Annotated in this window: 19 protein-coding genes and 2 tRNA genes; 14 read left to right on the forward strand and 7 right to left on the reverse strand. The window is 53.5% G+C overall.

The window, feature by feature from the left end:
* Positions 1–416: 416 nt before the first annotated feature.
* The gene (locus GN208_RS12915) at positions 417–3017 is read left to right on the forward strand and encodes a class I adenylate cyclase (RefSeq protein ID WP_004234427.1); all 2601 of its coding nucleotides are present in this window, start codon (positions 417–419) and stop codon (positions 3015–3017) included.
* A gap of 38 nt (positions 3018–3055) precedes the next feature.
* Here GN208_RS12915 and cyaY read toward each other — a convergent pair whose 3' ends face one another.
* Positions 3056–3373, reverse strand: a complete 318-nt coding sequence (gene cyaY, locus GN208_RS12920) for an iron donor protein CyaY (RefSeq protein ID WP_004234430.1) — start codon at positions 3371–3373, stop codon at positions 3056–3058.
* 79 nt (positions 3374–3452) lie between these two features.
* On the opposite strand from cyaY, the gene GN208_RS12925 reads away from it, so the two are divergent.
* The 7 genes from GN208_RS12925 (at position 3453) to corA (ending at position 10199) form a co-directional block, all read left to right on the forward strand.
* The gene (locus GN208_RS12925; protein WP_004234431.1) at positions 3453–3644 is read left to right on the forward strand and encodes a lipoprotein; all 192 of its coding nucleotides are present in this window, start codon (positions 3453–3455) and stop codon (positions 3642–3644) included.
* 44 nt (positions 3645–3688) lie between these two features.
* Positions 3689–4513, forward strand: a complete 825-nt coding sequence (gene dapF, locus GN208_RS12930) for a diaminopimelate epimerase (protein ID WP_004234433.1) — start codon at positions 3689–3691, stop codon at positions 4511–4513.
* Between the two features lie 24 nt (positions 4514–4537).
* The gene (locus GN208_RS12935) at positions 4538–5248 is read left to right on the forward strand and encodes a DUF484 family protein (protein ID WP_004234434.1); all 711 of its coding nucleotides are present in this window, start codon (positions 4538–4540) and stop codon (positions 5246–5248) included.
* A complete protein-coding gene (xerC, locus tag GN208_RS12940) occupies positions 5245–6162 on the forward strand; it encodes a tyrosine recombinase XerC (RefSeq protein WP_004234436.1) in 918 nt (305 codons plus the stop codon). Before GN208_RS12935 ends, xerC begins: the two co-directional genes overlap by 4 nt.
* Positions 6162–6878: a 5-amino-6-(5-phospho-D-ribitylamino)uracil phosphatase YigB gene (gene yigB, locus GN208_RS12945; RefSeq protein WP_004234438.1), complete on the forward strand. Its 717-nt coding sequence runs from the start codon at positions 6162–6164 to the stop codon at positions 6876–6878. Before xerC ends, yigB begins: the two co-directional genes overlap by 1 nt.
* 86 nt (positions 6879–6964) lie before the next feature.
* Positions 6965–9136, forward strand: a complete 2172-nt coding sequence (gene uvrD, locus GN208_RS12950; RefSeq protein WP_004234440.1) for a DNA helicase II — start codon at positions 6965–6967, stop codon at positions 9134–9136.
* A gap of 112 nt (positions 9137–9248) precedes the next feature.
* A complete protein-coding gene (gene corA, locus GN208_RS12955) occupies positions 9249–10199 on the forward strand; it encodes a magnesium/cobalt transporter CorA (protein WP_004241337.1) in 951 nt (316 codons plus the stop codon).
* 9 nt (positions 10200–10208) lie between these two features.
* Here corA and GN208_RS12960 read toward each other — a convergent pair whose 3' ends face one another.
* The gene (locus tag GN208_RS12960) at positions 10209–10718 is read right to left on the reverse strand and encodes a VTT domain-containing protein (protein ID WP_004234447.1); all 510 of its coding nucleotides are present in this window, start codon (positions 10716–10718) and stop codon (positions 10209–10211) included.
* 52 nt (positions 10719–10770) lie between these two features.
* A complete protein-coding gene (gene rarD / locus GN208_RS12965; protein ID WP_004234449.1) occupies positions 10771–11667 on the reverse strand; it encodes an EamA family transporter RarD in 897 nt (298 codons plus the stop codon).
* A 351-nt stretch (positions 11668–12018) separates the two neighbouring features.
* On the opposite strand from rarD, the gene recQ reads away from it, so the two are divergent.
* From recQ to yigL, 3 genes are read left to right on the forward strand one after another with little or no spacing between them, the layout of a single operon-like run.
* Positions 12019–13845: an ATP-dependent DNA helicase RecQ gene (gene recQ, locus GN208_RS12970; protein WP_015422321.1), complete on the forward strand. Its 1827-nt coding sequence runs from the start codon at positions 12019–12021 to the stop codon at positions 13843–13845.
* 11 nt (positions 13846–13856) lie between these two features.
* Entirely contained in the window at positions 13857–14858 is a 1002-nt protein-coding gene (pldB, locus tag GN208_RS12975) for a lysophospholipase L2 (RefSeq protein WP_004234454.1), read from the forward strand.
* Between the two features lie 21 nt (positions 14859–14879).
* Positions 14880–15683, forward strand: coding sequence for a sugar/pyridoxal phosphate phosphatase YigL (gene yigL / locus GN208_RS12980; protein ID WP_004241342.1), 804 nt, complete (start codon positions 14880–14882; stop codon positions 15681–15683).
* A gap of 72 nt (positions 15684–15755) precedes the next feature.
* On the opposite strand, the gene GN208_RS12985 is transcribed toward yigL, so the two are convergent.
* From GN208_RS12985 to rsgA, 4 genes are all read right to left on the reverse strand, one after another.
* Positions 15756–17057: an amino acid permease gene (locus tag GN208_RS12985; RefSeq protein WP_015422320.1), complete on the reverse strand. Its 1302-nt coding sequence runs from the start codon at positions 17055–17057 to the stop codon at positions 15756–15758.
* Positions 17058–17724: 667 nt separating this feature from the next.
* A complete protein-coding gene (gene mscM, locus GN208_RS12990) occupies positions 17725–21087 on the reverse strand; it encodes a miniconductance mechanosensitive channel MscM (RefSeq protein ID WP_015422319.1) in 3363 nt (1120 codons plus the stop codon).
* Between the two features lie 12 nt (positions 21088–21099).
* The gene (gene asd, locus GN208_RS12995; protein ID WP_015422318.1) at positions 21100–22035 is read right to left on the reverse strand and encodes an archaetidylserine decarboxylase; all 936 of its coding nucleotides are present in this window, start codon (positions 22033–22035) and stop codon (positions 21100–21102) included.
* Positions 22036–22124: 89 nt separating this feature from the next.
* Positions 22125–23174 (reverse strand): small ribosomal subunit biogenesis GTPase RsgA, encoded by a 1050-nt coding sequence (gene rsgA, locus GN208_RS13000; protein WP_004234465.1) that lies wholly within the window; start codon positions 23172–23174, stop codon positions 22125–22127.
* 164 nt (positions 23175–23338) lie between these two features.
* Between rsgA and orn the strand changes: the two genes are divergently transcribed.
* From orn to GN208_RS13015, 3 genes are all read left to right on the forward strand, one after another.
* Positions 23339–23884 carry an oligoribonuclease gene (gene orn, locus GN208_RS13005; RefSeq protein WP_004234467.1) on the forward strand — a complete coding sequence of 182 codons (546 nt, stop codon included), beginning with the start codon at positions 23339–23341 and terminating at the stop codon, positions 23882–23884.
* 214 nt (positions 23885–24098) lie between these two features.
* Positions 24099–24174: transfer RNA gene (locus GN208_RS13010), tRNA-Gly, on the forward strand.
* Between the two features lie 36 nt (positions 24175–24210).
* Positions 24211–24286: transfer RNA gene (locus GN208_RS13015), tRNA-Gly, on the forward strand.
* Position 24287: the final 1 nt, after the last annotated feature.

The raw sequence follows: 24287 nt of genomic DNA on the forward strand, positions 1-24287 counted from the left end.
TAATTAAATCGATTCAATTTAAATAACTATTTCATAGCATTATTAAAATAAATAAAAACGCCCTGAGTGAGTAAGCAGTATTACTTTTTCGGTTAAAAAGTGTACAAAAACAGAAACACACCGGTTTTCCCGAATATTTCCTTAGATTTTTTGTGTGTATCCCGGTGATTTTCAACGAAAATATATATTTTACAATTAGTTATCCGGCTAATAACAACTTTGAGTAATCGTGCCTTTTTTAGTGCGAAGCTTTACCCTTTGGCCCGAAGGTGTTAGATTGATCACGTTTCCGGCAATTTAACTTTGGTTCGATTCTTATCATTTTTCAGTATTACCTTATCAGTCTGTATTCATACACGTATAAAGCCGGGCATCAGGTCGTTTCCAGTTACATGAAATAACATCAGGCGAATCCTTTGTATCTTTATATTGAAACACTCAAGCAGCGTTTGGATGCAATAAATCAGCTCAGATCTGAGCGCGCGACCATCGGGATGAGTCGTGCGTTTAAAGACGTGTACAGTCTGCTGCCGGTACTGCTGCATCATCACCATCCGGATATGCCGGGCTATGTGCCGGGTAATGTGCCGCACGGTGTCTGTTTCTGGGCGTCCGATGATTACCAGTCACACTGGCTGGCGGAGTTTTCCCGTCAGCACGGAGAGTGTCTGCCGTGCAATGCCGGCGGCGAACTGCCGATTACCGGTATCTATTCCATGGGCAGCACCTCGTCTGTCGGCCAGAGCCACTCTTCTGATCTCGATATCTGGGTCTGTCATCAGTCCTGGCTTGATCACGATGAAAAACAGAACCTGCGCCGCAAATGCACACTGATTGAAGAGTGGGCAGCCGCAAAAGGTATCGATGTCACTTTCTTCCTGATCGATGAAAACCGTTTCCGCCACAATGCCAGCGGCAGCCTCAACGGTGAGGACTGCGGCTCGACCCAGCATATTTTACTGCTCGATGAATTTTACCGGACCGCCGTGCGGATGGCCGGTAAGCGTCTGCTGTGGACCATGGTTCCGGCAGAAGAAGAACATCACTATGATGAATATGTTCTCTCCCTTTATGCGCAGGGTGTATTAACCCCGAACGAGTGGCTGGATCTGGGCGGTCTGGGCGAATTGTCCGCGGAAGAGTACTTCGGTGCCAGTCTGTGGCAGCTCTATAAGAGTGTGGATTCCCCGTATAAAGCCGTGATCAAAAGTTTACTGCTGGAAGCTTACTCGTGGGATTACCCGAACGGGCAGCTTCTGGCAACTGAGTTTAAAAAGCATCTGCATGCCGGTGAGATTGTTCACCACGGCCTGGATGCTTACGCGATGATGCTCGACCGCGTCACCCGTTATCTGAAAGCTATCAATGATGAAACCCGCCTTGATCTGATCCGCCGCTGTTTCTACCTGAAAGTGTGTGAGAAGCCACCTGCGGATGTCAGTGAACGTGCATCATGCGGTTGCTGCGGCTGGCGCTGCCAGGTACTGTCTGAGATGGTGAAAGGCTGGGGCTGGTCCCCGGAACGGCTGGCGGTGCTGGATCGCCGTAATGCCTGGAAAATTGAGCAGGTGCGGGATGCGCACAATGAGCTGCTCGACACCATGATGCAGAGCTACCGCAACCTTATCCGCTTTGCGCGCCGCAATAATCTGAGTGTCAGTGCCAGCCCGCAGGATATCGGGGTGCTGACACGGAAACTGTATGCCGCTTTCGAGGCGCTGCCGGGGAAAGTCACCCTGGTCAATCCGCAGATTTCGCCGGACTTGTCAGAAGAGAATCTGACCTTTATTTATGTTCCGCCGGGCCGCGCTAACCGCAGCGGCTGGTATCTGTATAATCAGGCACCGACAATCCATACCATCATCGGCCATCAGCCGCTGGAATATAACCGCTATCTGAATAAGCTGGTCTCCTGGACTTACTTCAACGGCCTGCTGACTGACAGAACCCGCGTCTATATTCATAACGGTGAGTCACACTGCGACGAGCAGAAACTGCACGAACTGGTGCATGATGTATCGCAGAATTTCCCTATCCGCCTGCCTGCCCCGACACCGCGTGCGCTGTACAGCCCGTGTGAAATCCGCCATCTGGCGATTATTGTCAATCTGGAGCAGGATCCGACCGCAGATTTCGCCGAGCAGGTCGTGCATTTTGATATGAGCAAGCTGGATGTGTTCAGCTTCGGTCAGGAGCAGAAATGCCTGGTCGGCAGTATTGATCTGCTGTACCGCAACTCCTGGAATGAAGTGCGCACACTGCATTTCAGCGGTGAACAGTCGGTGCTGGAAGCCCTGAAAACCATTCTCGGCAAGATGCACCAGGATGCCGCACCGCCGTCCGGCGTGGAAGTATTCTGCTACAGCCGCCATCTGCGCGGGCTGATCAGCACCCGCATCCGCCAGCTGGTTTCCGAATGTATTGAACTGCGCCTGACCACCAACCGTCAGGATCCGGGCCGCTTTAAGGCACTGCGTCTGGCCGGTCAGACCTGGGGGCTGTTCTTTGAGCGCCTTAACGTCTCGGTGCAGAAACTGGAAAATGCTGTGGAATTCTACGGTGCGATTTCCAACAACAAACTGCGCGGGTTTCCGGTGAAAATCAGCACGGAAACCGGTCATCTGCCGGATGTGGTGGACGGCTATGCCAGTGAGGGGATTATTCAGTTCTTCTTTGAAAACCGTGATGATAACGGCTTCAATATTTATGTGCTGGATGAATCAAACCGGGTGGAAATCTATTCCGGCTGTGAAGGCAGCAAAGAAGACCTGATCCGGGATGTCAGCCGGTTCTATTCCTCTTCTCATGACCGCTTCACTTACGGTTCCAGTTTTATTAATTTCAATCTGCCGCAGTTTTATCAGATCCTGAAAACGGACGGTAAAACACAGGTTACGCCGTTCCACAGCACGATGTTCTCTCAGCCTGTTGCGGAAGAGCCGCGTGATACCGCGTATCCGGATTTTCATGCTGATGTCCGGCCGTTACAGTATCAGGCCGCCGGGCAGCGCGGCTGATATGCGACGGCACAGAACCTGTGCCGTCAGTCTGACTCTCAGAAGCTGAACGGTTCGCCGCTCTGCTCGTTGATGGCCTGTGCCAGCATGGCAAACAGCTCGCCGCCGCTGCGGTCACAAATCCATTTATCTGATTTCAGATCAAAATGATAGCCGCCGTTACGTGCCGCCAGCCAGATCTGATGAAATGCTTCCTGCTTGTTGATGATAATTTTTGAGCCGTTTTCAAAGCTCAGGGTCATCACACCGCCGTTGGTTTCGCAGTCAATATCCGCATCACCGTCGTAATCATCTAATTTTGCTTCAATATCCTGCAACAACGCATCGGCTGTCCGGTGAAATTCTGTATCGTTCATCGTCATTTCCTATTTGCTTTTCGACATCTAACTGCGATTATAGAGGGTATTGACCGATGATTAACAGGCATGACTGTAAATGAAGAAAAAAATGATCTGTGCGGTATCCGCCGTGATGCTGCTGACCCTGTCCGGCTGCGGACTGAAAGGCCCGCTTTACTTCCCGCCGGAAGAGCCTGCCGCCGCGAAAAGCGCGCCTGCAGCCAAGCCTGCGGCAGAGCAGTCTGCTGTGCAGACTGACAACGCTGAGACCGGCAAAACGCAAAAATGACCACCGGATAACCCCGGTTACTGAGGCGTAAACAGGATCTGAACATGCAGTTCACCAAAATGCACGGCCTGGGTAATGATTTTATGGTGGTGGACGCCGTCACCCAGAATATCTATTTTTCTCCGGAGCTTATCTGCCGTCTGGCAGACCGGCACACCGGTGTCGGCTTTGATCAGCTGCTGGTGGTGGAAGCGCCCTATGACCCGGAACTGGATTTTCACTACCGCATCTTTAACGCCGACGGCAGTGAAGTGGCGCAGTGCGGCAACGGCGCGCGCTGTTTTGCCCGGTTTGTCCGCCTCAAAGGGCTGACCAACAAACGGGATATCCGTGTCAGCACGCAGTCCGGACGCATGGTGCTCACGATTGCCGATGATGACAATGTCCGCGTGAATATGGGTGTGCCGGAGTTTGAACCGGCGCTGGTACCGTTCCGCGCGGTCAAAGAAGAGAAAACCTATATTATCCGCGCCGCTGAACGCACGGTTCTGTGTGGTGTGGTGTCGATGGGCAATCCGCACTGTGTTATCCAGGTGGAAAGCACGGAAACGGCGGAAGTTGAGGTTATCGGCCCTGTTCTGGAAAGCCACGAGCGTTTCCCGGAGCGGGCAAATATCGGCTTTATGCAGATCCTGTCGCGTGACCATATCCGTCTGCGCGTATACGAGCGCGGTGTCGGTGAAACACAGGCCTGCGGCAGCGGCGCCTGTGCGGCGGTTTCTGTCGGGATCCGCCAGGGCCTGCTGGCAGAAAATGTGCAGGTGGATTTACCCGGCGGTACCCTGTTTATCAGCTGGGAAGGTGAGGGAAAACCCCTGTTTATGACCGGCCCGGCCACGCATGTATATGATGGTGTTATCCATCTTTAATCATCATAAAGAGGATAAATAGCAATGGACAGTCAACAGGATACGGCCGTATTTGCCCCTTCCGGAGAGCCGGATGAGGAGGCGGTGCTGGCGTATCTGAAAGCGCATCCGGATTTTTTCATCCGCAATGCCGCGCAGATCACTGACATGACCATCCCGCACCCGGTAAAAGGTGCGGTCTCTCTGGTGGAGTGGCAGCTCGGACGCCAGCGTGAGCGGATAGGCACGCTGACGGATGATCTGATGCAGCTGATGATACAGGCCCGTGAAAACGAACACCTGTTCTCGCGCCTGCTGAAACTGCTGGCGTCGCTGTCCGCCGCGACTTCTCTTGATGATTTTTCCGAACGCCTGAATCAGTGGGCGAAGGGGCTGAAACTCAGTCATGCCAGAATCCGTCTGTTTACTGACAGCTGGCGGCTGGGTGCGCCGTTCCGTCATCAGGATCTGGCCTTATCCCGCGCACACTTTGAAGCCATCCGTCTCTCCCGCTTCGGGGATCGCAACCATTATCTGGGACAACTGACAGCCCCTGAAATTCAGCTGCTGCTGCCGGACAGTGCATTTGTCGGTTCAGCGTCTGTATCGCTGCTGGGCGGACAGCATGACCTCGGTGTAGTGATATTTGTCAGCCGTGACAAGCAGCACTATCAGAAAGATATGGGTACCGCGATGCTGGAACAGGTAGCCTATTTCCTGCCGCAGCTGCTGCAGCGCTGGGTGGAGCTGGCATGACGGACAGCGCGGCAGATGACCTGCTGGTCACGGCAGAACAGTTTCTGCAGTATCTGCGGGTAGAGCGCCGGTTAAGTCCGGTCACGATTACCAATTACCGCCGCCAGCTCACCGCGCTGGCGGAAATGATGGCCGCCGGTAAACTCCGCTGCTGGGCACAACTGGAACCGGCAACAGTGCGGATGCTGGCCGCAAAAAGCCGCCGTAACGGGTTACAGCCCGCCAGTCTGGCGCTGCGTCTTTCCGCTCTCCGTTCATTTCTTGACTGGCAGGTCAGTAACGGCCTGCTGCCCGCCAATCCGGCCAAGGCTGTCAGTGCCCCGAAACAGGGGCGGCATCTGCCGAAAAACATGGATGTGGATGATATTACCCGGCTGATGGATATCAGCAGTAATGATCCTCTGACCGTGCGCGACCGTACCATGCTGGAAGTGATGTACGGCGCGGGGCTGCGTTTATCGGAGCTGGTCGGGCTGAATACCGGGGATTTTGACCTGGCCACCGGTGAAGTACGGGTGCTGGGGAAAGGCAGCAAAGAGCGTAAAGTGCCGCTCGGCAAAACGGCGGTTGCCTGTCTGGAACGCTGGCTGCCGCTGCGTGAGCTGTATGATCCGGAAGACCGGGCGGTGTTTATCTCCACCAAAAGCGGTAAGCGGATCTCAGCGCGTAATGTGCAGAAACGGTTTGAATACTGGGGTCTGCACCAGGGGCTGAACAGCCATCTGAACCCGCATAAGCTGCGCCACTCCTTTGCGACTCATATTCTGGAATCCAGCGGCGACCTGCGCGCCGTGCAGGAATTGCTGGGGCATGCTAATCTGTCCACCACGCAAATCTATACCCATCTGGATTTTCAGCATCTTGCCAATGTGTATGATGTTGCACATCCGCGGGCCAAACGAGGAAAACCGTAATGCGTTTTTACCGCCCCCTTTCACCTGTCCGCGCCATGACGTTCGATCTTGACGACACGCTGTATGATAATCGTCCGGTGATGGATAAAACCGAGGAGGAGGTCATTGCGTTTATCCGTCAGTATGATCCGCGTTTCAGTGAATTACCGGCTGACTATATTAATGTGTTCCGTGACCGGATCCGCCGTCAGCAGCCGGAGATTTTCCATGATGTCAGCCGCTGGCGTCTGCTCTCCTGGCGTACTTTTTTCCTGCATTACGGCTATACCGCCACCCGTGCTCAGGCCGGGGCGGATGCGGTAATGGCGCATTTTGCGCAGTGGCGCAGCCGTATTGATGTACCACAGTCCACGCATGACACGCTGACTGCGCTGGCGGCCAAAATTCCGCTGGTGGCGATCACCAACGGCAATATGGAGCCGGAAAAATGCGGGCTGGCAGATTATTTTACTTTTATTCTTAAAGCCGGTCCTGACGGGCGCGCAAAACCGTTCTACGATATGTACCGCACGGCGGCGCAGCGGCTGGCTCTCCCGGCAGAAAATATCCTGCATGTCGGTGATAACCTGAATACCGATGTGGAAGGGGCGCTGTGCAGCGGCATGCAGGCCTGCTGGATCAACCTTGACGGCCGCGATGTTTATCACGACCCGGAAACCCGCCTGCTGCCGCATATTGAAATTACACAGTTGGATTCTTTAACCGGACTGTTATAATTTTATCTGTATAAAAAACCAGTTCTTCCGGATCCGGCTGTCCGGAAGGCGCTTTTTCTTTCGCGGCACTGCCGCACAAAACACTGATGGAAATTATGGACGTCTCTTATCTGCTTGAAAGCCTTAATGATAAACAGCGCGAAGCGGTGGCGGCTCCCCGCTCAAACATGCTGGTGCTGGCGGGTGCCGGTTCCGGAAAAACCCGGGTGCTGGTGCACCGTATCGCCTGGCTGCTGGCAGTGGAGAATGCCTCTCCGTTTTCGGTGATGTCAGTGACCTTTACCAACAAAGCGGCGGCGGAAATGCGCCACCGTATTGAAGAGCTGGTCGGTACCAGTGAGGGCGGGATGTGGATCGGGACGTTCCACGGCCTGGCACATCGTCTGCTGCGGGCGCATCACCTTGATGCCGGATTACCGCAGGATTTCCAGATCCTCGACAGTGAAGATCAGATCCGCCTGATCCGCCGTCTGATCAAAGCCATGAATCTCGATGAAAAACAGTGGCCGGCCAAACAGGGCTGCTGGTATATCAATGGTAAAAAAGATGAAGGATTGCGGCCTCAGCATGTTGAGAGCTACGGCAACCCGGTGGAAGCCACCTGGCTGCGGATCTACCAGGCCTATCAGGAAGCCTGCGACCGTGCGGGGCTGGTGGATTTTGCCGAGCTGCTGCTGCGCGCACATGAATTGTGGCTCAACAAACCGGCGATTTTACAGCACTACCGTGACCGTTTTACCAATATCCTCGTGGACGAATTCCAGGACACCAACAGCATCCAGTACGCCTGGGTGCGCATGCTGGCGGGTGATACCGGCAAAGTGATGATTGTCGGTGATGATGATCAGTCTATCTACGGCTGGCGCGGGGCGCAGGTGGAAAATATCCAGCGCTTCCTGAAAGATTTCCCGGGCGCGACCACTATCCGCCTCGAGCAAAATTACCGTTCCACCAACAATATCCTGAAAGCGGCGAACGCCCTGATCTCGCACAACAGCGACCGGCTGGGGAAAAACCTCTGGACGGACGGTGAGGACGGCGAGCCTATCTCTCTGTATTGTGCCTTTAATGATCTGGATGAGGCGCGTTATGTGGTCGGACGCATCAAACAGTGGCATGAGAACGGCGGTGCGCTGGCGGACTGCGCGATTCTCTACCGCAGTAACGCCCAGTCCCGTTTACAGGAAGAGGCGCTGTTACAGGCCGCGCTGCCGTACCGTATTTACGGCGGTCAGCGCTTCTTCGAGCGCCAGGAAATCAAAGATGCGCTGGCGTATCTGCGCCTGATTTCAAACCGTCATGATGATGCCGCATTTGAGCGTGTGGTGAACACCCCGACACGCGGGATCGGCGACCGCACCCTGGACGTGGTGCGTCAGACTGCCCGTGAGCGGGAACTGACCCTCTGGGAAAGCTGCGGTGTGCTGCTGGAAGAAAAAGCACTGGCGGGACGCGCTGCCTCCGCGCTGGGGCGCTTCCTCGAGCTGATCAATCTGCTGGCGCAGGAAACTGACGGCCTGCCGCTGCATGTGCAGACTGACCGCGTGATCCGCGATTCCGGTCTGCGGGCGCACTATGAGCAGGAAAAAGGTGAAAAAGCCCAGGCGCGGATCGAAAACTTAGAGGAACTGGTGACCGCAACCAACCAGTTCAGCTATCAGGATGCTGACGAAGGGCTGACGCCGTTACAGGCATTTCTGTCCCATGCCGCGCTGGAATCCGGCGAAGGTCAGGCGGACCGCTATCAGGATGCTGTCCAACTGATGACACTGCACTCCGCCAAAGGGCTGGAGTTCCCGCAGGTCTTTATCGTCGGGGTGGAAGAGGGCATGTTCCCGGGCATGATGTCGATGGAGGAGAGCGGCCGTCTTGAAGAGGAGCGGCGGCTGGCCTATGTCGGTGTGACCCGTGCCATGCAGAAGCTGACTCTGACCTATGCCGAGACCCGCCGTCTGTACGGCAAAGAGGTGTATCACCGGCCATCCCGTTTTATCGGTGAACTGCCGCCGGAGTGTGTGGAGGAAGTGCGCCTGCGTGCTACCGTATCCCGCCCGGTTAATCATCAGCGGCTCGGCACACCGATCACCGCCAATGACAGCGGTTATACCCTCGGGCAGCGTGTCCGTCATCCGAAATTCGGGGAGGGCACTATCATCAATATGGAAGGTAACGGCGAGCATACCCGCTTACAGATAGCCTTCCAGGGTGAAGGGATCAAATGGCTGGTGGCCTCCTACGCCAAACTGGAAAAACCCTGATCTCCCGCAGAGTAAGGTGTTAATCGGATAATAACCGGTTGACACCCTTTTTCATCTGCGCATAACATGCGCACACTTTTTCTTTTCCTTTCGTTCCCGGAGGCCGCATACCATGCTGAGCGCATTCAGAGTTGACAATAAGCGTTTGCAACGTCTTGATTTAGAAGAGGGCGACGCCCTGACAGATGCGCTGTGGGTGGATATTTCGGAACCGGAAGAGCATGAACGGCAGCTGATTCAGACTCAGTTCAACCAGGAACTGGCAACCAGCCCGGAACTGGATGATATCGAAGCCTCCGCGCGTTTCTTTGAGGACGATGACGGGCTTCACGTCCACTCCTTTTTCTATTACGAAGATGCGGACGACCACGCCGGAAACTCCACTGTGGCATTTACCCTGCGTGACGGGCGTTTATACACGCTGCGTGAGCGGGAACTGCCTGCTTTCCGCCTGTACCGTATGCGCGCGCGCAAACAGACCATGCAGGACGGCAACGGTTACGAAATCCTGCTGGATCTGTTTGAAACCAAAATCGAGCAGCTGGCGGATGAAATCGAAAACATCTACAGCAATCTGGAAACACTCAGCCGGGCGATTATGAAAGGCAAGCAGGATGATGAGTTCGATAAAGCCCTGTCTGCCCTGGCCGAGCAGGAAGATATCGGCTGGAAAGTCCGTCTGTGTCTGATGGATACCCAGCGCGCGCTGAACTTCCTGGTCCGCCGTACCCGTCTGCCGGCGAATCAGCTGGAGCAGGCACGCGAAATCCTGCGCGATATCGAATCCCTGCTGCCGCATAATGAATCCCTGTTCCAGAAAGTGAACTTCCTGATGCAGGCGGCGATGGGCTTTATCAATATCGAACAAAGCCGCATTATCAAAATCTTCTCCGTTGTTTCTGTGGTATTCCTGCCGCCGACACTGGTGGCATCGAGTTACGGGATGAACTTCAAATTTATGCCGGAGCTGGACTGGTCGCTGGGGTATCCCGCTGCGATCGGGGTGATGGTTGCTGCTGCACTCGCGCCGTATCTCTACTTCAAACGCAAGAATTGGCTGTAACATCCAACCTCAGAAAAATGTGAATTCAATGCCCTTTGCAATCAGCATGTAAAGGGCTGTCCAGACCCCGGCAGAGAGCAGACAGGTTACCAGCACGCGGGTCTGTGTGAAACGCAGCAATCCGGCCGCCATCGGGATCAGATAGCGCAGCACCGCAATAAACCGTGAGGTAAACAGGATCAGCAGCCCGCTGGTCTGAAGCCGTGCCTGGGCTTTACCGAGGGCGGTTTTGTATTTCGCCATCAGCCCCGGAAAATAGTTGCGGGTGATAATCAGACGGCCGAGATAATACGAAATCATCGAACCACAGGCAGCACCCAGCGTAATCACCAGCCAGATAATCACCACCGGAACGACCGGAAATGCCAGCGTCACTACCGTCATCAGCATGACAGAGGCGGGCGGCAGGACAGATGAGAGAATAATCGTGGATTTGCTCAGGGCGATAACAAACAGAATGGCCAGCAGCCAGAGCGGGTGGTCGTGCAGTACCGCCAGATGATGCGTGATCCAGTCCATATTTATCCTCCCGGTGACAGCACCGGCAGATCCGGCGCTGTCTCACAGGATATCACGCTTTTTTGTAGCGGTGGCGCTGGGTGTACAGTGCATCCAGGGTAAAGACAATCAGTCCCGCCCAGATAAAGGCGAAGGTTACCAGCCGTTCGGCGGAAATAGCCTCGCCATATGCGGTGGTCGCCAGCACAAACATCAGGGTCGGACCGATGTACTGGAAGAAGCCGAGCGTGGAGAGACGCAGATGGTTAGCGGCCTCGGTAAACAGCAGCAGCGGCACGGTGGTGATAATCCCGGCGGCAATCAGCAGCAGATTCAGCGTCAGGCTGTTCATGGTCATATTGCTGGTGGCACTGTTGGCAAAGAAAAGCAGATAAATTCCCGCAACCGGCAGCAGCCACAGGGTTTCCACCAGCATTCCGCCCTGGGCATCCACCCCCAGTTTTTTGCGCAGCAGACCATACAGGCCGAATGTCATGGCCAGACTCAGCCCGATCACCGGCACAGTACCGAACTGCCAGAGCTGGATCAGCACGCCGGTAAAGGCGAGACACACGGCAAACCATTGCATACGGCGGAAACGCTCACCGAGAAAGAGCATTCCGAACAGGACGTTGACCAGCGGGTTAATAAAGTACCCGAGACTCGCTTCCAGCATATGGTTGTGGTTCACCGCCCAGATATAGATCAGCCAGTTAGAGGCGATAATACAGGCGGTCAGCGCGAGGATCATGATCTTCTTCGGCTGGCGGATAATCTGGCGGATACGCGGCCACTGGCGTGACACGGTGATCAGCAGGATCATAAAAAAGAATGACCAGATAATCCGGTGTGTCAGGATCTCATCCGCAGGCACCTGTTGGATCAGTTTGAAATACACAGGGGCAATACCCCAGATAAAGTAAGCGCCGAGAGCACAAAGGACGCCTTTTACGGTCTGTTGCTGGCTCATGATAGTCCAAGTCTGAAAGAAAGAAGAAAAGAAGATGCCTGCCGGCGCGGTCACTCTCGCATTGATACTACATAGTTACAACGTGAATAATCACGTCATTAATTAATTATTCGTAAAATGTGATCGCCTGCGATACGCCGGATGGCAGCAAAGACGTTAAAAAGATGTGAAAGTGTAACGCGCATCACAAAATTACACCAGAAGGTGTGCGCAAAAAAACTCAGCACCGATCGAATATTATCACCGTCCGTGCGGATAGTCTGTTATCTGATGGCAAACTGAGCTAGCATAGAAGCATCTTTTCACCGGCAGAATGCACTGCCCGGATTTCTGTTTCACCTGAGGAGCTGCGTGTCTACCGCTGAAGTCATCAATACCCTGCCCGACGCTGACGCTATCCTGCGCCAGGTCTTTGGTTATCAGCAATTCCGTGCCGGACAGTCCGATATTATCGATACCGTGACCGGCGGACGCGATTGTCTGGTGGTCATGCCGACGGGCGGCGGGAAATCACTGTGTTATCAGATTCCGGCACTGATGCTGCCGGGGCTGACAGTGGTGGTGTCACCGCTGATTTCCCTGATGAAAGATCAGGTCGATCAGCTGCGCCTGCTCGGGGTGGAAGCCGGTTATCTGAATTCGGCACAGACCGCGCAGGAACAGCAGAAGGTACTGGAAGGGTGTCACAATAACCGCATCAAACTGCTGTATGTGGCACCGGAACGCCTGCTGATGAGCAGTTTTATCCGCCAGTTACAGCAGTGGCAGCCGTCGCTGCTGGCGGTGGATGAAGCGCACTGTATCTCTCAGTGGGGACACGATTTCCGGCCGGAATACTGCGCGATAGGCGAGCTTCGCCAGCATCTGCCGGGTGTGCCGGTGATTGCCCTGACGGCCACCGCCGATAATACCACCCGTTCTGATATCTGCTCGCGGCTGCGCCTCAGTGACCCGCTGATCCACATCAGCAGCTTTGACCGCCCGAATATCCGCTACACGCTGGTGGAAAAATATAAAGCGTTTGATCAGCTGTGGATGTTTGTCCGTGGTCAGAAAGGCCAGTGCGGTATTATTTACTGTAACAGCCGTAATAAAGTGGAAGATGTCGCCGCCCGTCTGCAAAAGCGCGGACTGAGTGTCGCGGCGTATCATGCCGGCCTGGATAATTCACAGCGTGAATGGGTCCAGGATGCTTTCCTCAAGGACAACTTACAGGTCGTGGTCGCCACGGTGGCATTCGGGATGGGGATTAACAAATCCAACGTCCGTTTTGTCGCGCACTTTGATATCCCGCGCAATATTGAGTCCTATTATCAGGAAACCGGCCGTGCAGGACGTGACGGGGTCAGTGCGGAAGCGGTTCTGTTTTATGACCCGGCGGATATGGCGTGGCTGCGCCGTTGTCTGGATGAAAAACCGGCCGGGCCGCAGAAAGATATCGAACAGCACAAGCTGAATGCCATGGGCGCGTTTGCCCAGGCACAGACCTGCCGCCGTCTGGTATTGCTCAATTACTTCGGTGAGAACCGCCAGACACCGTGCGGTAACTGCGATATCTGCCTGGATCCGCCGAAACAGTATGACGGGCTGGTTGAGGCACAGCAGGCGCTGTCCTGCATCTACCGCGCCGGGCAGCGTTTTGGTCTGGGGTATATTGTGGATGTGCTGCGCGGCTCGAATAATCAGCGGATCCGTGAATACGGACACGACAAACTCGCGGTTTACGGTATAGGCAAAGATAAAAGCCAGGAACACTGGGTCAGTGTGCTGCGCCAGTTGATCCACTTAGGGCTGATAACGCAAAACATCGCCAATTATTCTGCGTTACAATTAACCGAATCCGCCCGTCCGGTTCTGCGCGGCGAAGTACCGCTGCAACTCGCGGTGCCGAGGATCCAGAATATCAAACCGCGTCAGACTGCCCGCAGCTACGGCGGTAATTACGACAAAAAACTGTTCGCGAAATTGCGCAAGCTGCGCAAATCCATTGCGGATGAGGAAAATATCCCGCCGTTTGTGGTGTTTAACGATGCCACACTCATTGAAATGGCGGAACAATGCCCGGTCAGGGCAAATGATTTACTCTTGATAAATGGCGTCGGAGAGCGGAAACTGGAACGATTCGGCGATGCATTTATGGCCCTTATCCGCGAGCATCTCACCGGATTTGATGACTAAAGGAGCACCCTATGCTGCCACCGGATACCCTGAAAGCAAGCTGGCTGGAACGCGAAGCGGAGTATTCCGCCTTTGTGAACGGCCCGTTACTTGATTTCTGGAGCAACCGGGATGAGCGGACATTTCAGGGCACGGATGATGTCACTATCCGCTATGTGCAGTTTACCGATCCTGCGCATGACAAAGTGCTGGTGATCAGCTCCGGACGCAGCGAAAGCTACGTCAAATATCCGGAAGTTCTGTACGATTTTTTCCACCTCGGTTTTGATGTCTTTATTATGGATCACCGGGGGCAGGGGCTTTCCGGGCGGATGCTGGATGATCCGCAAAAAGGCCATGTCGAGCGTTTTGACGACTATATTGATGATTTTTCTCAGTTCACCAACATCGCGCTGGCGGAGAAAAATTACGCTTACCGCTATGCACTGGCGCACTCGATGGGCGGTGCGATACTGGGCGGTTATCTGTTGCGCGAGCCGGACACCTTCCGTGCCGCGGTATTATGTGCCCCGATGTTCGGTATCAATTTACCGATGCCGATGTGGCTGGCGAATATGATTGTGAACCGGGCTGATAAACGGCCGTCGGAACGCAATGAGTATGCGGTATCAACCGGGAAGTGGCAGCCGTTGCCGTTTTTAATCAACATGCTGACCCACAGTTACCCGCGGTACCGGCGTTACCTGCGCTGTTATGCTGACTATCCTGCTTTACGTCTCGGCGGACCCACGTATCACTGGTTACGCGAAAGCATTGATATCGGACAAAAGATAATTGCGCAGGCGGGAGAGATAAACACCCCGCTGATGGTGCTGATGGCATCAGAGGATAAGGTGGTGGACAATCGGGAGTTGCTGGCTTTCTGCGAAAAGCGCCGTAAAGCCCGGACAGGACAAGAAGAAGAACATATGCCTCTGACGTTTGAGGGAGCTTATCACGAGATCCTGTTCGAAGAAGACGCGTTGCGCGCTGTCGCGCTCAATGCGATTTGTCATTTTTTCGGACTCCACTAATCAATTTTCAGGAATTTGCATATGTATCATGTGGTTGCTTCAGATTTAGACGGAACGTTATTATCACCTGCCCACAGTTTGACCCCCTACACCAAGGAAACCCTCCGCCTGCTGACCATCAATAAAGGCGTGCATTTTGTTTTTGCCACCGGCCGCCATCATGTGGATGTGGCGCAGATCCGTGATGCACTGGGAATTGACGCGTTTATGATCACCTCCAACGGCGCGCGGGTACACAACACCAAAGGTGAGCTGGTATTCAGTCATGATGTGGATCCGGATGTGGTCCGCGAGCTGTGCCTGATGGAGTTTGATAACCCGGATATCCTCACCAACTATTACCGGGGTGACGGCTGGATGATCAACCGGGAAAGCCCGGAACAGAAAGAGTTTTTCCAGGAATCTGTTTTTATGTATGAGCTGTTTGACCGTAATGATTTTCCGGTTGATCAGGTCTGCAAAGTCTACTTTACCTGTGACGATCACGAGAAACTTGTCGCGCTGGAAGCCAAAATCCGCGTGCGTTTCGGCAATAAAGTGAATGTCAGTTTCTCTCTGCGCAGCTGTCTGGAAGTGATGGCCGGAGGTGTCTCTAAAGGTGAGGCGCTGCAGCAGGTCGCGGAATCACTGGGCTACCGCCTGAATGACTGCATTGCTTTCGGTGACGGTATGAATGACCGCGAAATGCTGGAAATGGCCGGAAAAGGCTGCATTATGGCGGGAGCACATCAGCGCCTGAAAGATATTCTGCCGGAAATGGAAGTGATTGGCTCTAATGCGGATGATGCGGTTGCTCATTATCTGCGCCGGTTATATCAGCAGTAATTTTTATATTCAGATCAACAAAAAAGCCGCCGGAAAATAAATCCGGCGGCTTTTTTGTTTCTGGGAGTATTATCAGGAAAATGCCAGGAACGGCGACACACAGAGCAGCATCCCGGTAAAAATAATCAGATACAGGGAGATGCCTTTATATTTATGCAGCATCGGGACTTTATAAACCAGATAAGCCGGAATCAGACAACCGACCATCCCGAAAATCGGACTGCATATTGAGGTAAAGCTCAGTACCGGTGCGTTGAGAATAATGGCGCCCCAGGCCAGCAGCACCGCAAATACCATAATGCCGTATTTCACCAGGGTTTCATTAATCCGCTCCGCAGGCATCATGCGCTGCAGAATATTCATCACAATCCCTTGCGTGGCTTCGCGGAACCCGAGATATACCCCGAAGAACGCCGTCATAACCGCAAAAATATTCAGCATTACGCTGACCACAGTTACCCAGCCGCCGGGGAAGAATTTAGCGGCGATTGCCAGTGCGGAAATATTCTGCTGATAAGCTTTAACCGCCTCGTCATGACCCATTGCCAGGGTAAAGGAAACGGCATAGAAAAAGACGGTACAGAACAGGATAATAAAGGCGATATTCATTGCCCGCAGGGCTTTAAAGCGGGCCACTTCCCGGTTCACATTCTGATTGCGGAATGAAATGACCATCGGGCTGAGAGTCTGAATAAACAGAATGGATGTCAGGGTAAACGGCAGTGTAATAACCGCTTCTTTAATTAAACGGCCAACCGGCGGCAGTGAGCCGATATTATACAGGTGCCACATGCCCACCATCGATATACCGAGTGCGGCGACAATAAACAGCTTGGTCAGCACCATAAAACTGGATAATTTAAATAACAGCTTTTCGCCGCGTGAAGAGATAGCGACCAGCAGGCAAATCAGAATTAATCCGTACCACGGACTGTCGGATAATAATCCTTCTGTCACACCGAAAGTCTGGAAATAAGACGCACTGTCATTTGTGATGGCAGTGGAATAAACAAACATCCAGATCACCAGCATAATAAAATACAGCGCTCCGAGTAATATCCCCCAGTTTTTACCGAGATAACCGGTAATCACACTCGGATAGTCTTTACATTCCGGGGATTCCGCGAGCGTGTTAATAAATAACCGCTGGAACAGATACATGGCCGGATAGCCGATAACGGAGGATAGCAGGAAAACCCATAACCCCATCAGACCGACCTGAACCGGTAAGAAAACAATACCGGCGCCGATAGCCATCCCGATGCTCATAATAACCCAGCCGGCGTCGGTACCATCAAATTTGGTCGCTGCACGCCACTGCTCTTCACTCATTCCGGAATTTTCCGCTGCGGAACGTGTCGTATTTATCGCCATAAATAACATCCTTAATGTTTAAATCTTAAACAATGTTGTTCTTAACGGGTGCGATTTAAACAACGTATTATGTAATAACGTTTTGTTATCAGCAGGCTTATTTTTTAATATCTTTATCATAAAGGATGTAAATCAGAAAAAATAATGCTTTTTAGAGAGAGGTAAAGTGATATCAGGAGAAAAATTTTCTCCCGGACAGCAATAATCATGATTAAACGTGGTATGAAGCAAACGGCGCAATCATTAATATTGCTTATCAGGTATAAATTTACGTGAAGAAGTGATTTTATAAAAAATGAGAGCTCTGTGGCATACGTGATACTGACCCCGGAAATGAACAAAGCGTGAGCTGTTCCTGTAGTATCCGGGGGGCGGTTCTGTTATATAAAAACGATTACGGATAAACAAGGATGTAATATGACGAAGATGTTCCGGATGATTTGAATCAGAAGTATGGTCAATAATAAATACTGACTATCAGGAAATATCAGGTGAAAAAAATAGTATTGCTTGTGTGCTTTACCTTTTCGGTCAGTGCATTCGGTTATATTACTTATGATCCGAACGATCCGAATATAAAAGCTGTGTACAGAGACGGCTCTTATTCTACCTCAAAAGGACGCGGCACCTGTTCACATCACGGCGGAGTGGATCACTATCTGTGATATCACAACCCGCCGGATTTCCGCATCGGGTTACGGCCCGACAGATTTTTTGTGCCGCTGCGCAGAATATTTCCCACCATATCCACACGCGCCTCAAATGGCGGGAACGGCAGGATGATATTGTTTTCCGCGAAGCTGCGCAGGATATTCTGATGGATCTCATGACGCGCCGGCAGGCGGTGTCCCATTTCAGCGGCGTAGGCGCGCAGTTCGAAAATCTGAATACCCTGTTGTAAATCAACCAGATAAGCTTCCGGATTTGGCGTGTCCAGAATCATTGCCGAGTCCTGTGCCGCCATCAGCAGCAGAATAGTGACCTGCTCCGGATTGGCTTCCGCCGGGACCGGGATGGTCAGGACGATACGGGTGACGGTATCTGAGAGTGACCAGTTGATAAACTGCTCGGTAATAAAGGCTTTGTTCGGGACGATAATCTCTTTGCGGTCCCAGTCTGTCAGCGTGGTGGCGCGGGTGTTGATGCGCGTGATGCTGCCGGTCAGGTCACGGATGGTGACGGTATCGCCGATACGGATCGGTTTTTCGAACAGGATCATCAGGCCGGAAACAATGTTGGCGAAAATCTCCTGTAAACCAAAGCCCAGCCCGACACCCATTGCAGTGACAAACCACTGCATTTTCGACCATTCAATGCCGATCAGCGAGAAGCCGACAATCCCGCCGACCAGGGTAATACTGTATTTGGTCAGCGTGGTAATCGCGTAACCGGTACCCGGAGTCAGATCGAGATGCTGTAACAGCGCCAGTTCCAGCAATGCGGGAAGGTTCCGCACCAGCTGCGTGGTGATGATAATCACCAGAATGGCGACAAAGACAGAGCCGAGCGTAATCGGCTGGAGGGTATCCACACCGTTGATACTGCTGCTGACATCCCAGAGCCGGATATTTTCCAGGAAGGAGAAGGCGGTGTGCAGTTCAGACCAGAGCAGAATACAGGATACCAGGGCAATCATGGTCAGAATCGAACGGACCAGCCCGACTGACTGCGCACTGATGGTATCGAGGTCAATGACCTGCTCTTCAATATCAATCACACCTTCCGCGCTGTTGGCATTACTGTTGACGCTGCTGTCATCATCACTTTTTGCCCGTTGTGCCAGGATTTCAGCACGGCGCTGTTTGGCACGTTCAAAGGCGATACGGCGGCGCTGGATCAGCATCCAGCGGGTGATAATGTTGTAGACCACCAGCAGCATAAACCAGATGGCGACCGAGGTTTCCAGGCGGCCGAGCAGTGCCTGTGAAGTCGCGAGATAGCCGAGCAGAGCGGCAATCGCCGCCACTACCGGTGCCAGCAGGAGCAGCCACCACATTCCTTTGCTGACGGCATTGTCGCCGCTGCCGTGGCGGTCAAGATAGAGCGGAACTCCCGCACGGCGCAGGCTGCTGGTAATGATAAATAGCGCGGCACACAGCAGCAGGAAGCAGAGACGGCCGAGTGTCGGGGCAAACTCTCGGTCATTGAAGTATTCAAAGGTGGTCATTGCCATCATCAGCGGCACAATGACAAAAATGGAAAGCTGATAGAAACGCATTGCCCGTTTAACGCGGGCTTCCGGCCAGCGGAACTGTGCGATAAACAGCCCGTTAGGCCGGGCAAAGGTTGCGCAGAACATAAACAGCCACAGCACCGGTGTGGTGGCGCTGACACCGTCACCGATCGCTTTTGCCATCGGGTACTGCCAGGAATTCTGTAACCCGTAGCCGATAGCGGACCACAGTACCGGCAGCGGCAGAGAGACAAGCACAGACCAGAACAGGGTGCGCAGTGTGATGGAAAAGCGATCCAGTGTTACTTTACCGATACGCTGACTGGTTCTGTCCAGAAATGCCTGATAGTGGCGGCGGTAGTTCAGGCCGAAAATCGCCAGCAGCAGGGTGCTGATAATATAGAGTGAAATCTCTTTGTTCTGCCACGAGAACATGGTTTTAAATGCACCGCCGAGCTGCGCCAGGGTATCCAGGGACAGCAGCTTGGTCAGGCTGGTCAGTACCTCAATCGGGTAATTGAGGTAAACCGGTGTGGCATCCGCCACCCAGAACAGATAGCGGTGGGTGTCGTCGCGGACTTCAATCAGCACATCACTAAGCTGACTGGTGGTCACTTTGAGCTTGGTCAGCTCCAGAATTTCAGTATCGTAACCGGAGAGCAGGGAGCCGAGCAGCTCTTTGCGGTTCTGAATCAGCTGCTGATAGAGGGAAGCCTGATCCGGCGGGAGGGAGGCTGTTTGTGACGTATCCGGTTCATTATTATTACCGGACAGGGCATCGAGCATATTTTCATATTTCAGACGCTCAACACGCAGGTCGGTAATCTCTTTATCCAGCTGCTGCGGTTTCGGCATGTCCGGCAGGCGGCTGAGCTGTGCCCGCAGGGCTTCCCCCAGTGCGGTTGAGCCGTTCAGCCACTGTGCCTGCTCCTGAATGGTGCCGAGTACCTGACGCGCTTTCTGGATATCGGTTGCCGCCTGGCGCTGCATCTCTCCGATATCACTCATGTGCGCGGCCTGATCATTCAGCACCTGCGACAGTTCGCGGTTAATATCAATCTGTTCTTTCAGGTACGGCGGTAAATCACCGGCCTGTTCGGCCAGCAGTTCGGTGCGTTCCAGCGCCAGTTCCGCTTTCTGCTGACGTTTGCCGTTGAGCACACTGCGCAACTGCTGAAGTTCGAGATCCAGCCGCTGATAGCGTTTACGCAGCAGTTCAAGGCGGATGCGGGTCAGTTCCTGGCGGTTATTGGCAGATAGCTGAGCCAGTTCCAGCTCATTGACCGTTGCCTTGCGTGCCTGCACTTCTGCGGCGGCCAGCGTGGCCTGAGCTTCGGCAAGCGGGGTCAGCGGGGTTGCGAGTCCCTGCTGGCGGGAGGTGGCTTCATTCAGGAGACGGCGGGCTTCGGACTGCTGCTGGGGCAGGAGGGTCAGAGAATCGCTGATTTCGCGGTTTTTGTCCTGCTCCTGCTGTAACAGCCGTCCCTGCTCCAGTAACTGTCCGCTGAGCTGGATAGCCTGCTGCTCAAGGTCGCTGATAGGGCGGGTGGTCAGAATTTTGGCCGGGGAATCACTCTCTTCCAGCAGTTGCTGGCGTAATGCCCTGACCAGCTTCGGGAAGTTATCGATGGTGTCCTGATAGCTTTGTGCGCGTTCATCCGCAGCTTTGCTGTCTGTCAGCCAGTTCAGGGTCGCCTGTAACGCCTGAGCCATCTCAATATCTTTCGGATCTTTACTGCTCTCAATCCGCTTCAGTTCCTGGCGGATCTGCGGCTCGTTAATATCCGATGCCGCATATACCGCTGTCAGCGGGGAGAAAAGAAAAACCGCCAGTAAAAATGAGATAATCAGGCGCACAGGGGAGAGTCCTCAGTTAGTGGCAGCGGCGTCCGGTTGTGACGGGCATGCAGGGCTTTCTTCCGCGCAGGCGGCATCATCCGCCGTAATGCGGGTGGCCAGCAGTTCACCCATACGGGTGGAAACGCCGTTTGCCAGTGCACTGTTCAGTGCCACTGTATCCGCCGGGAACAGGTTGATCACGGTGGAGCCGAGCTTAAAGCGGCCCATCTCTTCGCCTTTTTTCAGGTTTACCGCACAGACGCTGTCGTGTGCCGGATAAGTCCAGCGGCGGACAATCCCTTCACGCGGCGGGGTGACCATACCGCACCAGACGGTTTCCATACTGCCGACAATCGTGGCGCCCACCAGAATCTGCACCATCGGGCCGAAATCCGTGTCAAACACGCAGATCAGACGCTCGTTACGGGCGAACAGGTTCGGGACATTGGCGGCGGTCAGCGGGTTAACGGAGAACAGGTCGCCCGGGACATAGATCATTTCACGCAGATGGCCGTCACACGGCATATGCACGCGGTGGTAATCACGCGGAGATAAGTAAGTGGTTACAAACTGCCCGTTGCGGAACAGATCCGCCAGCTGCCAGTTTCCGGCGAGCAGGGCTTCCAGGGTGTAGTTATGCCCTTTGGCCTGTAAAATCTGATCGTCACGGATAAGCCCCAGCTGACTGATGGTGCCGTCTGCCGGCAGTGCCAGGGTTTCGCTGCCCTGTACGATAGGGCGGACTTCCTCTTTCAGTGCGCGGATAAAAAACTCATTGAAGGTACTGTAAGCGATAAATTCGCTCTCTTTCGCTTCCTGCATATCCACTTTGTAGGCTTTGGCGAATGCTTTGATCACCAACTGCGTCAGCCAGCCAAGTTTTTTGTTGGCAAAGCGGCCCGCCAGCTGAGTAAGACACTGTTTAGGCAGCAAATATTGTAATTTTATTTTAAGAGTATCCAGCACATCGACCTCTGGTATTGTTTGTTATCTGCCGGTTTTTCCGGCGAATTCTGAACAAAAGGGGGCTATTGTACCTGTGCTTATTGCGCTTGTCAGTCTTCACCGGCCGTAAAATTACGGCGTGGTTTCACCTGTGCCATACTTTCCAGAATACGGTGATAATTTTCAAAGCGTTCCGCACTGATTTCGCCGTTCTCCACAGCTTCGCGCAGCGCACAGCCCGGGTCATCCCCGTGTTTGCAGTCACGGAATTTACAGCCGCCGAGATAATCGCGGAATTCCGTATATCCCTGAGTGACCTGTTCCGGTGTCAGGTGCCACAACCCGAATTCACGCACTCCCGGTGAGTCGATCACATCCCCGCCGTGCGGGAAATGATACAGCCGTGAGGCGGTGGTGGTGTGCTGACCCAGCCCGGAAACATCAGAAACGTTATTGACCAGGATATCCGCGTTTTCCGGCAGCAATGTATTGAGCAGGCTGGATTTTCCGACACCGGATTGTCCGGCGAAGATGGAAATCCGTCCGGCAAGTGCTGCCGTCAGTGCATCAATCCCCTCGTTGGTGTAGCCGGATACTTCCAGCACACGGTATCCGATATTACGATAGATATTCATTAAATCATTGACCTGGTCGCGGCTTTCGTCATTCAGCAGGTCAATTTTGTTGAGCACAATCAGTGGTTCCACACCGAGTGTTTCGCAGGCGACCAGATAGCGGTCAATAATATTGAGTGATAATTCCGGTAAAATCGCGGAAACAATCACGATCTGGTTGATATTGGCGGCGATCGGTTTGATACCGTCATAAAAATCAGGACGGGTCAGTACCGATTCACGTTCATGCACTGCCTCAACAATCCCGTTAACACGGCCTTCTTCGTTATTCTGCAACGCCGCACGCCAGACCACGCGGTCACCGGTGACCAGTGATTTGATGGTGCGGCGCAGGTTGCAGCGCTGTACCGAGCCGTCTGCGGCTTCAATATCCGCATGCTGCCCGAAACGGCTGATTACCTGTCCTTCCTGAGCCTCACCGAACAGGCTGTCCTCAGGCTCCGGGCGGTTCTCTTTGCGCAGTTTGCGCTGCTGGTTTGCCTGAACACGCCGTACCTGACCTTTGGAAAGTTTTTGTTTAGCCAACGAAACCTCGTCTGTTTTGACACCACGTAAAGAAGAAAGTGCCCGCCGGGGTGACTCGCGGCAGGGCGGATTACGCGCTATGATACACCATTCATTTTACCCGTCATCATTCAATCCGTGTGAACAAAAAACAGGCGGATACTCAGGTAACTATAGGATACAACATGGCAAAAAGTGAACAGAACCTTATCTGGATCGATCTGGAAATGACCGGACTTGACCCGGAACGTGACCGGATTATCGAAATCGCCACCATTGTGACAGATGCAAACCTGAATATTCTGGCGGAAGGCCCGGTTCTGGCGGTACACCAGTCTGATGAACAATTAGGTCTGATGGATGACTGGAATGTCCGCACACACGGCGCCAGCGGGTTAACTGAACGTGTCCGCGCCAGCACGTATTCCGACGCACAGGCAGAGCAGGCCACTATCGCGTTCCTGGAGCAGTGGGTGCCGCAGGGCGCTTCTCCTATCTGCGGTAACAGTGTCGGCCAGGATCGCCGTTTTCTGTTCCGTTATATGCCGGCGCTTGAGCAATATTTTCACTACCGTTACCTGGATGTCAGCACCCTGAAAGAGCTGGCCCGCCGCTGGAAACCGGAAGTGCTGGACGGCTTCACCAAGAAAAACACCCACCAGGCGCTGGATGATATCCGCGAGTCAATCGCGGAACTGGCTTACTACCGCGAAACCTTTATCCGCCTGTGATAAAAAACGGTGGCTGATTTTCAGCCGCCGGTCGGTTAATATTAGTTCAGGTTGCGTGTTTTATAGCATATTTGCCGGTTTTATCGGCATCTGAACAAAAAAATTCATTTTTTCGTGCCGGAGGGCTTGCCAGAAAATGAATTTTTCGTATAATGCGCTCCCCGTACCGAGATAGATTTTCAATCGAAAGCGGTGCGGGCAAATTGCAAAATATGCGGGAATAGCTCAGTTGGTAGAGCACGACCTTGCCAAGGTCGGGGTCGCGAGTTCGAGTCTCGTTTCCCGCTCCAATTTTGCAGATTGTCAGGTAATATACCGGTTGTGACGCGGGAATAGCTCAGTTGGTAGAGCACGACCTTGCCAAGGTCGGGGTCGCGAGTTCGAGTCTCGTTTCCCGCTCCAA

The sequence above is a fragment of the Morganella sp. HSTU-ASny43 genome (assembly GCF_022819185.1).
GTDB classification, from domain to species: Bacteria; Pseudomonadota; Gammaproteobacteria; order Enterobacterales; family Enterobacteriaceae; genus Morganella; species Morganella morganii.

Coding starts and splice junctions, on each gene's coding strand:
- cyaY (WP_004234430.1), bottom strand. CDS start 3,373: ATGAACGATACAGAATTTCACCGGACAGCCGATGCGTTGTTGCAGGAT.
- GN208_RS12925 (WP_004234431.1), top strand. CDS start 3,453: ATGAAGAAAAAAATGATCTGTGCGGTATCCGCCGTGATGCTGCTGACC.
- dapF (WP_004234433.1), top strand. CDS start 3,689: ATGCAGTTCACCAAAATGCACGGCCTGGGTAATGATTTTATGGTGGTG.
- GN208_RS12935 (WP_004234434.1), top strand. CDS start 4,538: ATGGACAGTCAACAGGATACGGCCGTATTTGCCCCTTCCGGAGAGCCG.
- xerC (WP_004234436.1), top strand. CDS start 5,245: ATGACGGACAGCGCGGCAGATGACCTGCTGGTCACGGCAGAACAGTTT.
- yigB (WP_004234438.1), top strand. CDS start 6,162: ATGCGTTTTTACCGCCCCCTTTCACCTGTCCGCGCCATGACGTTCGAT.
- uvrD (WP_004234440.1), top strand. CDS start 6,965: ATGGAAATTATGGACGTCTCTTATCTGCTTGAAAGCCTTAATGATAAA.
- corA (WP_004241337.1), top strand. CDS start 9,249: ATGCTGAGCGCATTCAGAGTTGACAATAAGCGTTTGCAACGTCTTGAT.
- GN208_RS12960 (WP_004234447.1), bottom strand. CDS start 10,718: ATGGACTGGATCACGCATCATCTGGCGGTACTGCACGACCACCCGCTC.
- rarD (WP_004234449.1), bottom strand. CDS start 11,667: ATGAGCCAGCAACAGACCGTAAAAGGCGTCCTTTGTGCTCTCGGCGCT.
- pldB (WP_004234454.1), top strand. CDS start 13,857: ATGCTGCCACCGGATACCCTGAAAGCAAGCTGGCTGGAACGCGAAGCG.
- yigL (WP_004241342.1), top strand. CDS start 14,880: ATGTATCATGTGGTTGCTTCAGATTTAGACGGAACGTTATTATCACCT.
- GN208_RS12985 (WP_015422320.1), bottom strand. CDS start 17,057: ATGGCGATAAATACGACACGTTCCGCAGCGGAAAATTCCGGAATGAGT.
- orn (WP_004234467.1), top strand. CDS start 23,339: ATGGCAAAAAGTGAACAGAACCTTATCTGGATCGATCTGGAAATGACC.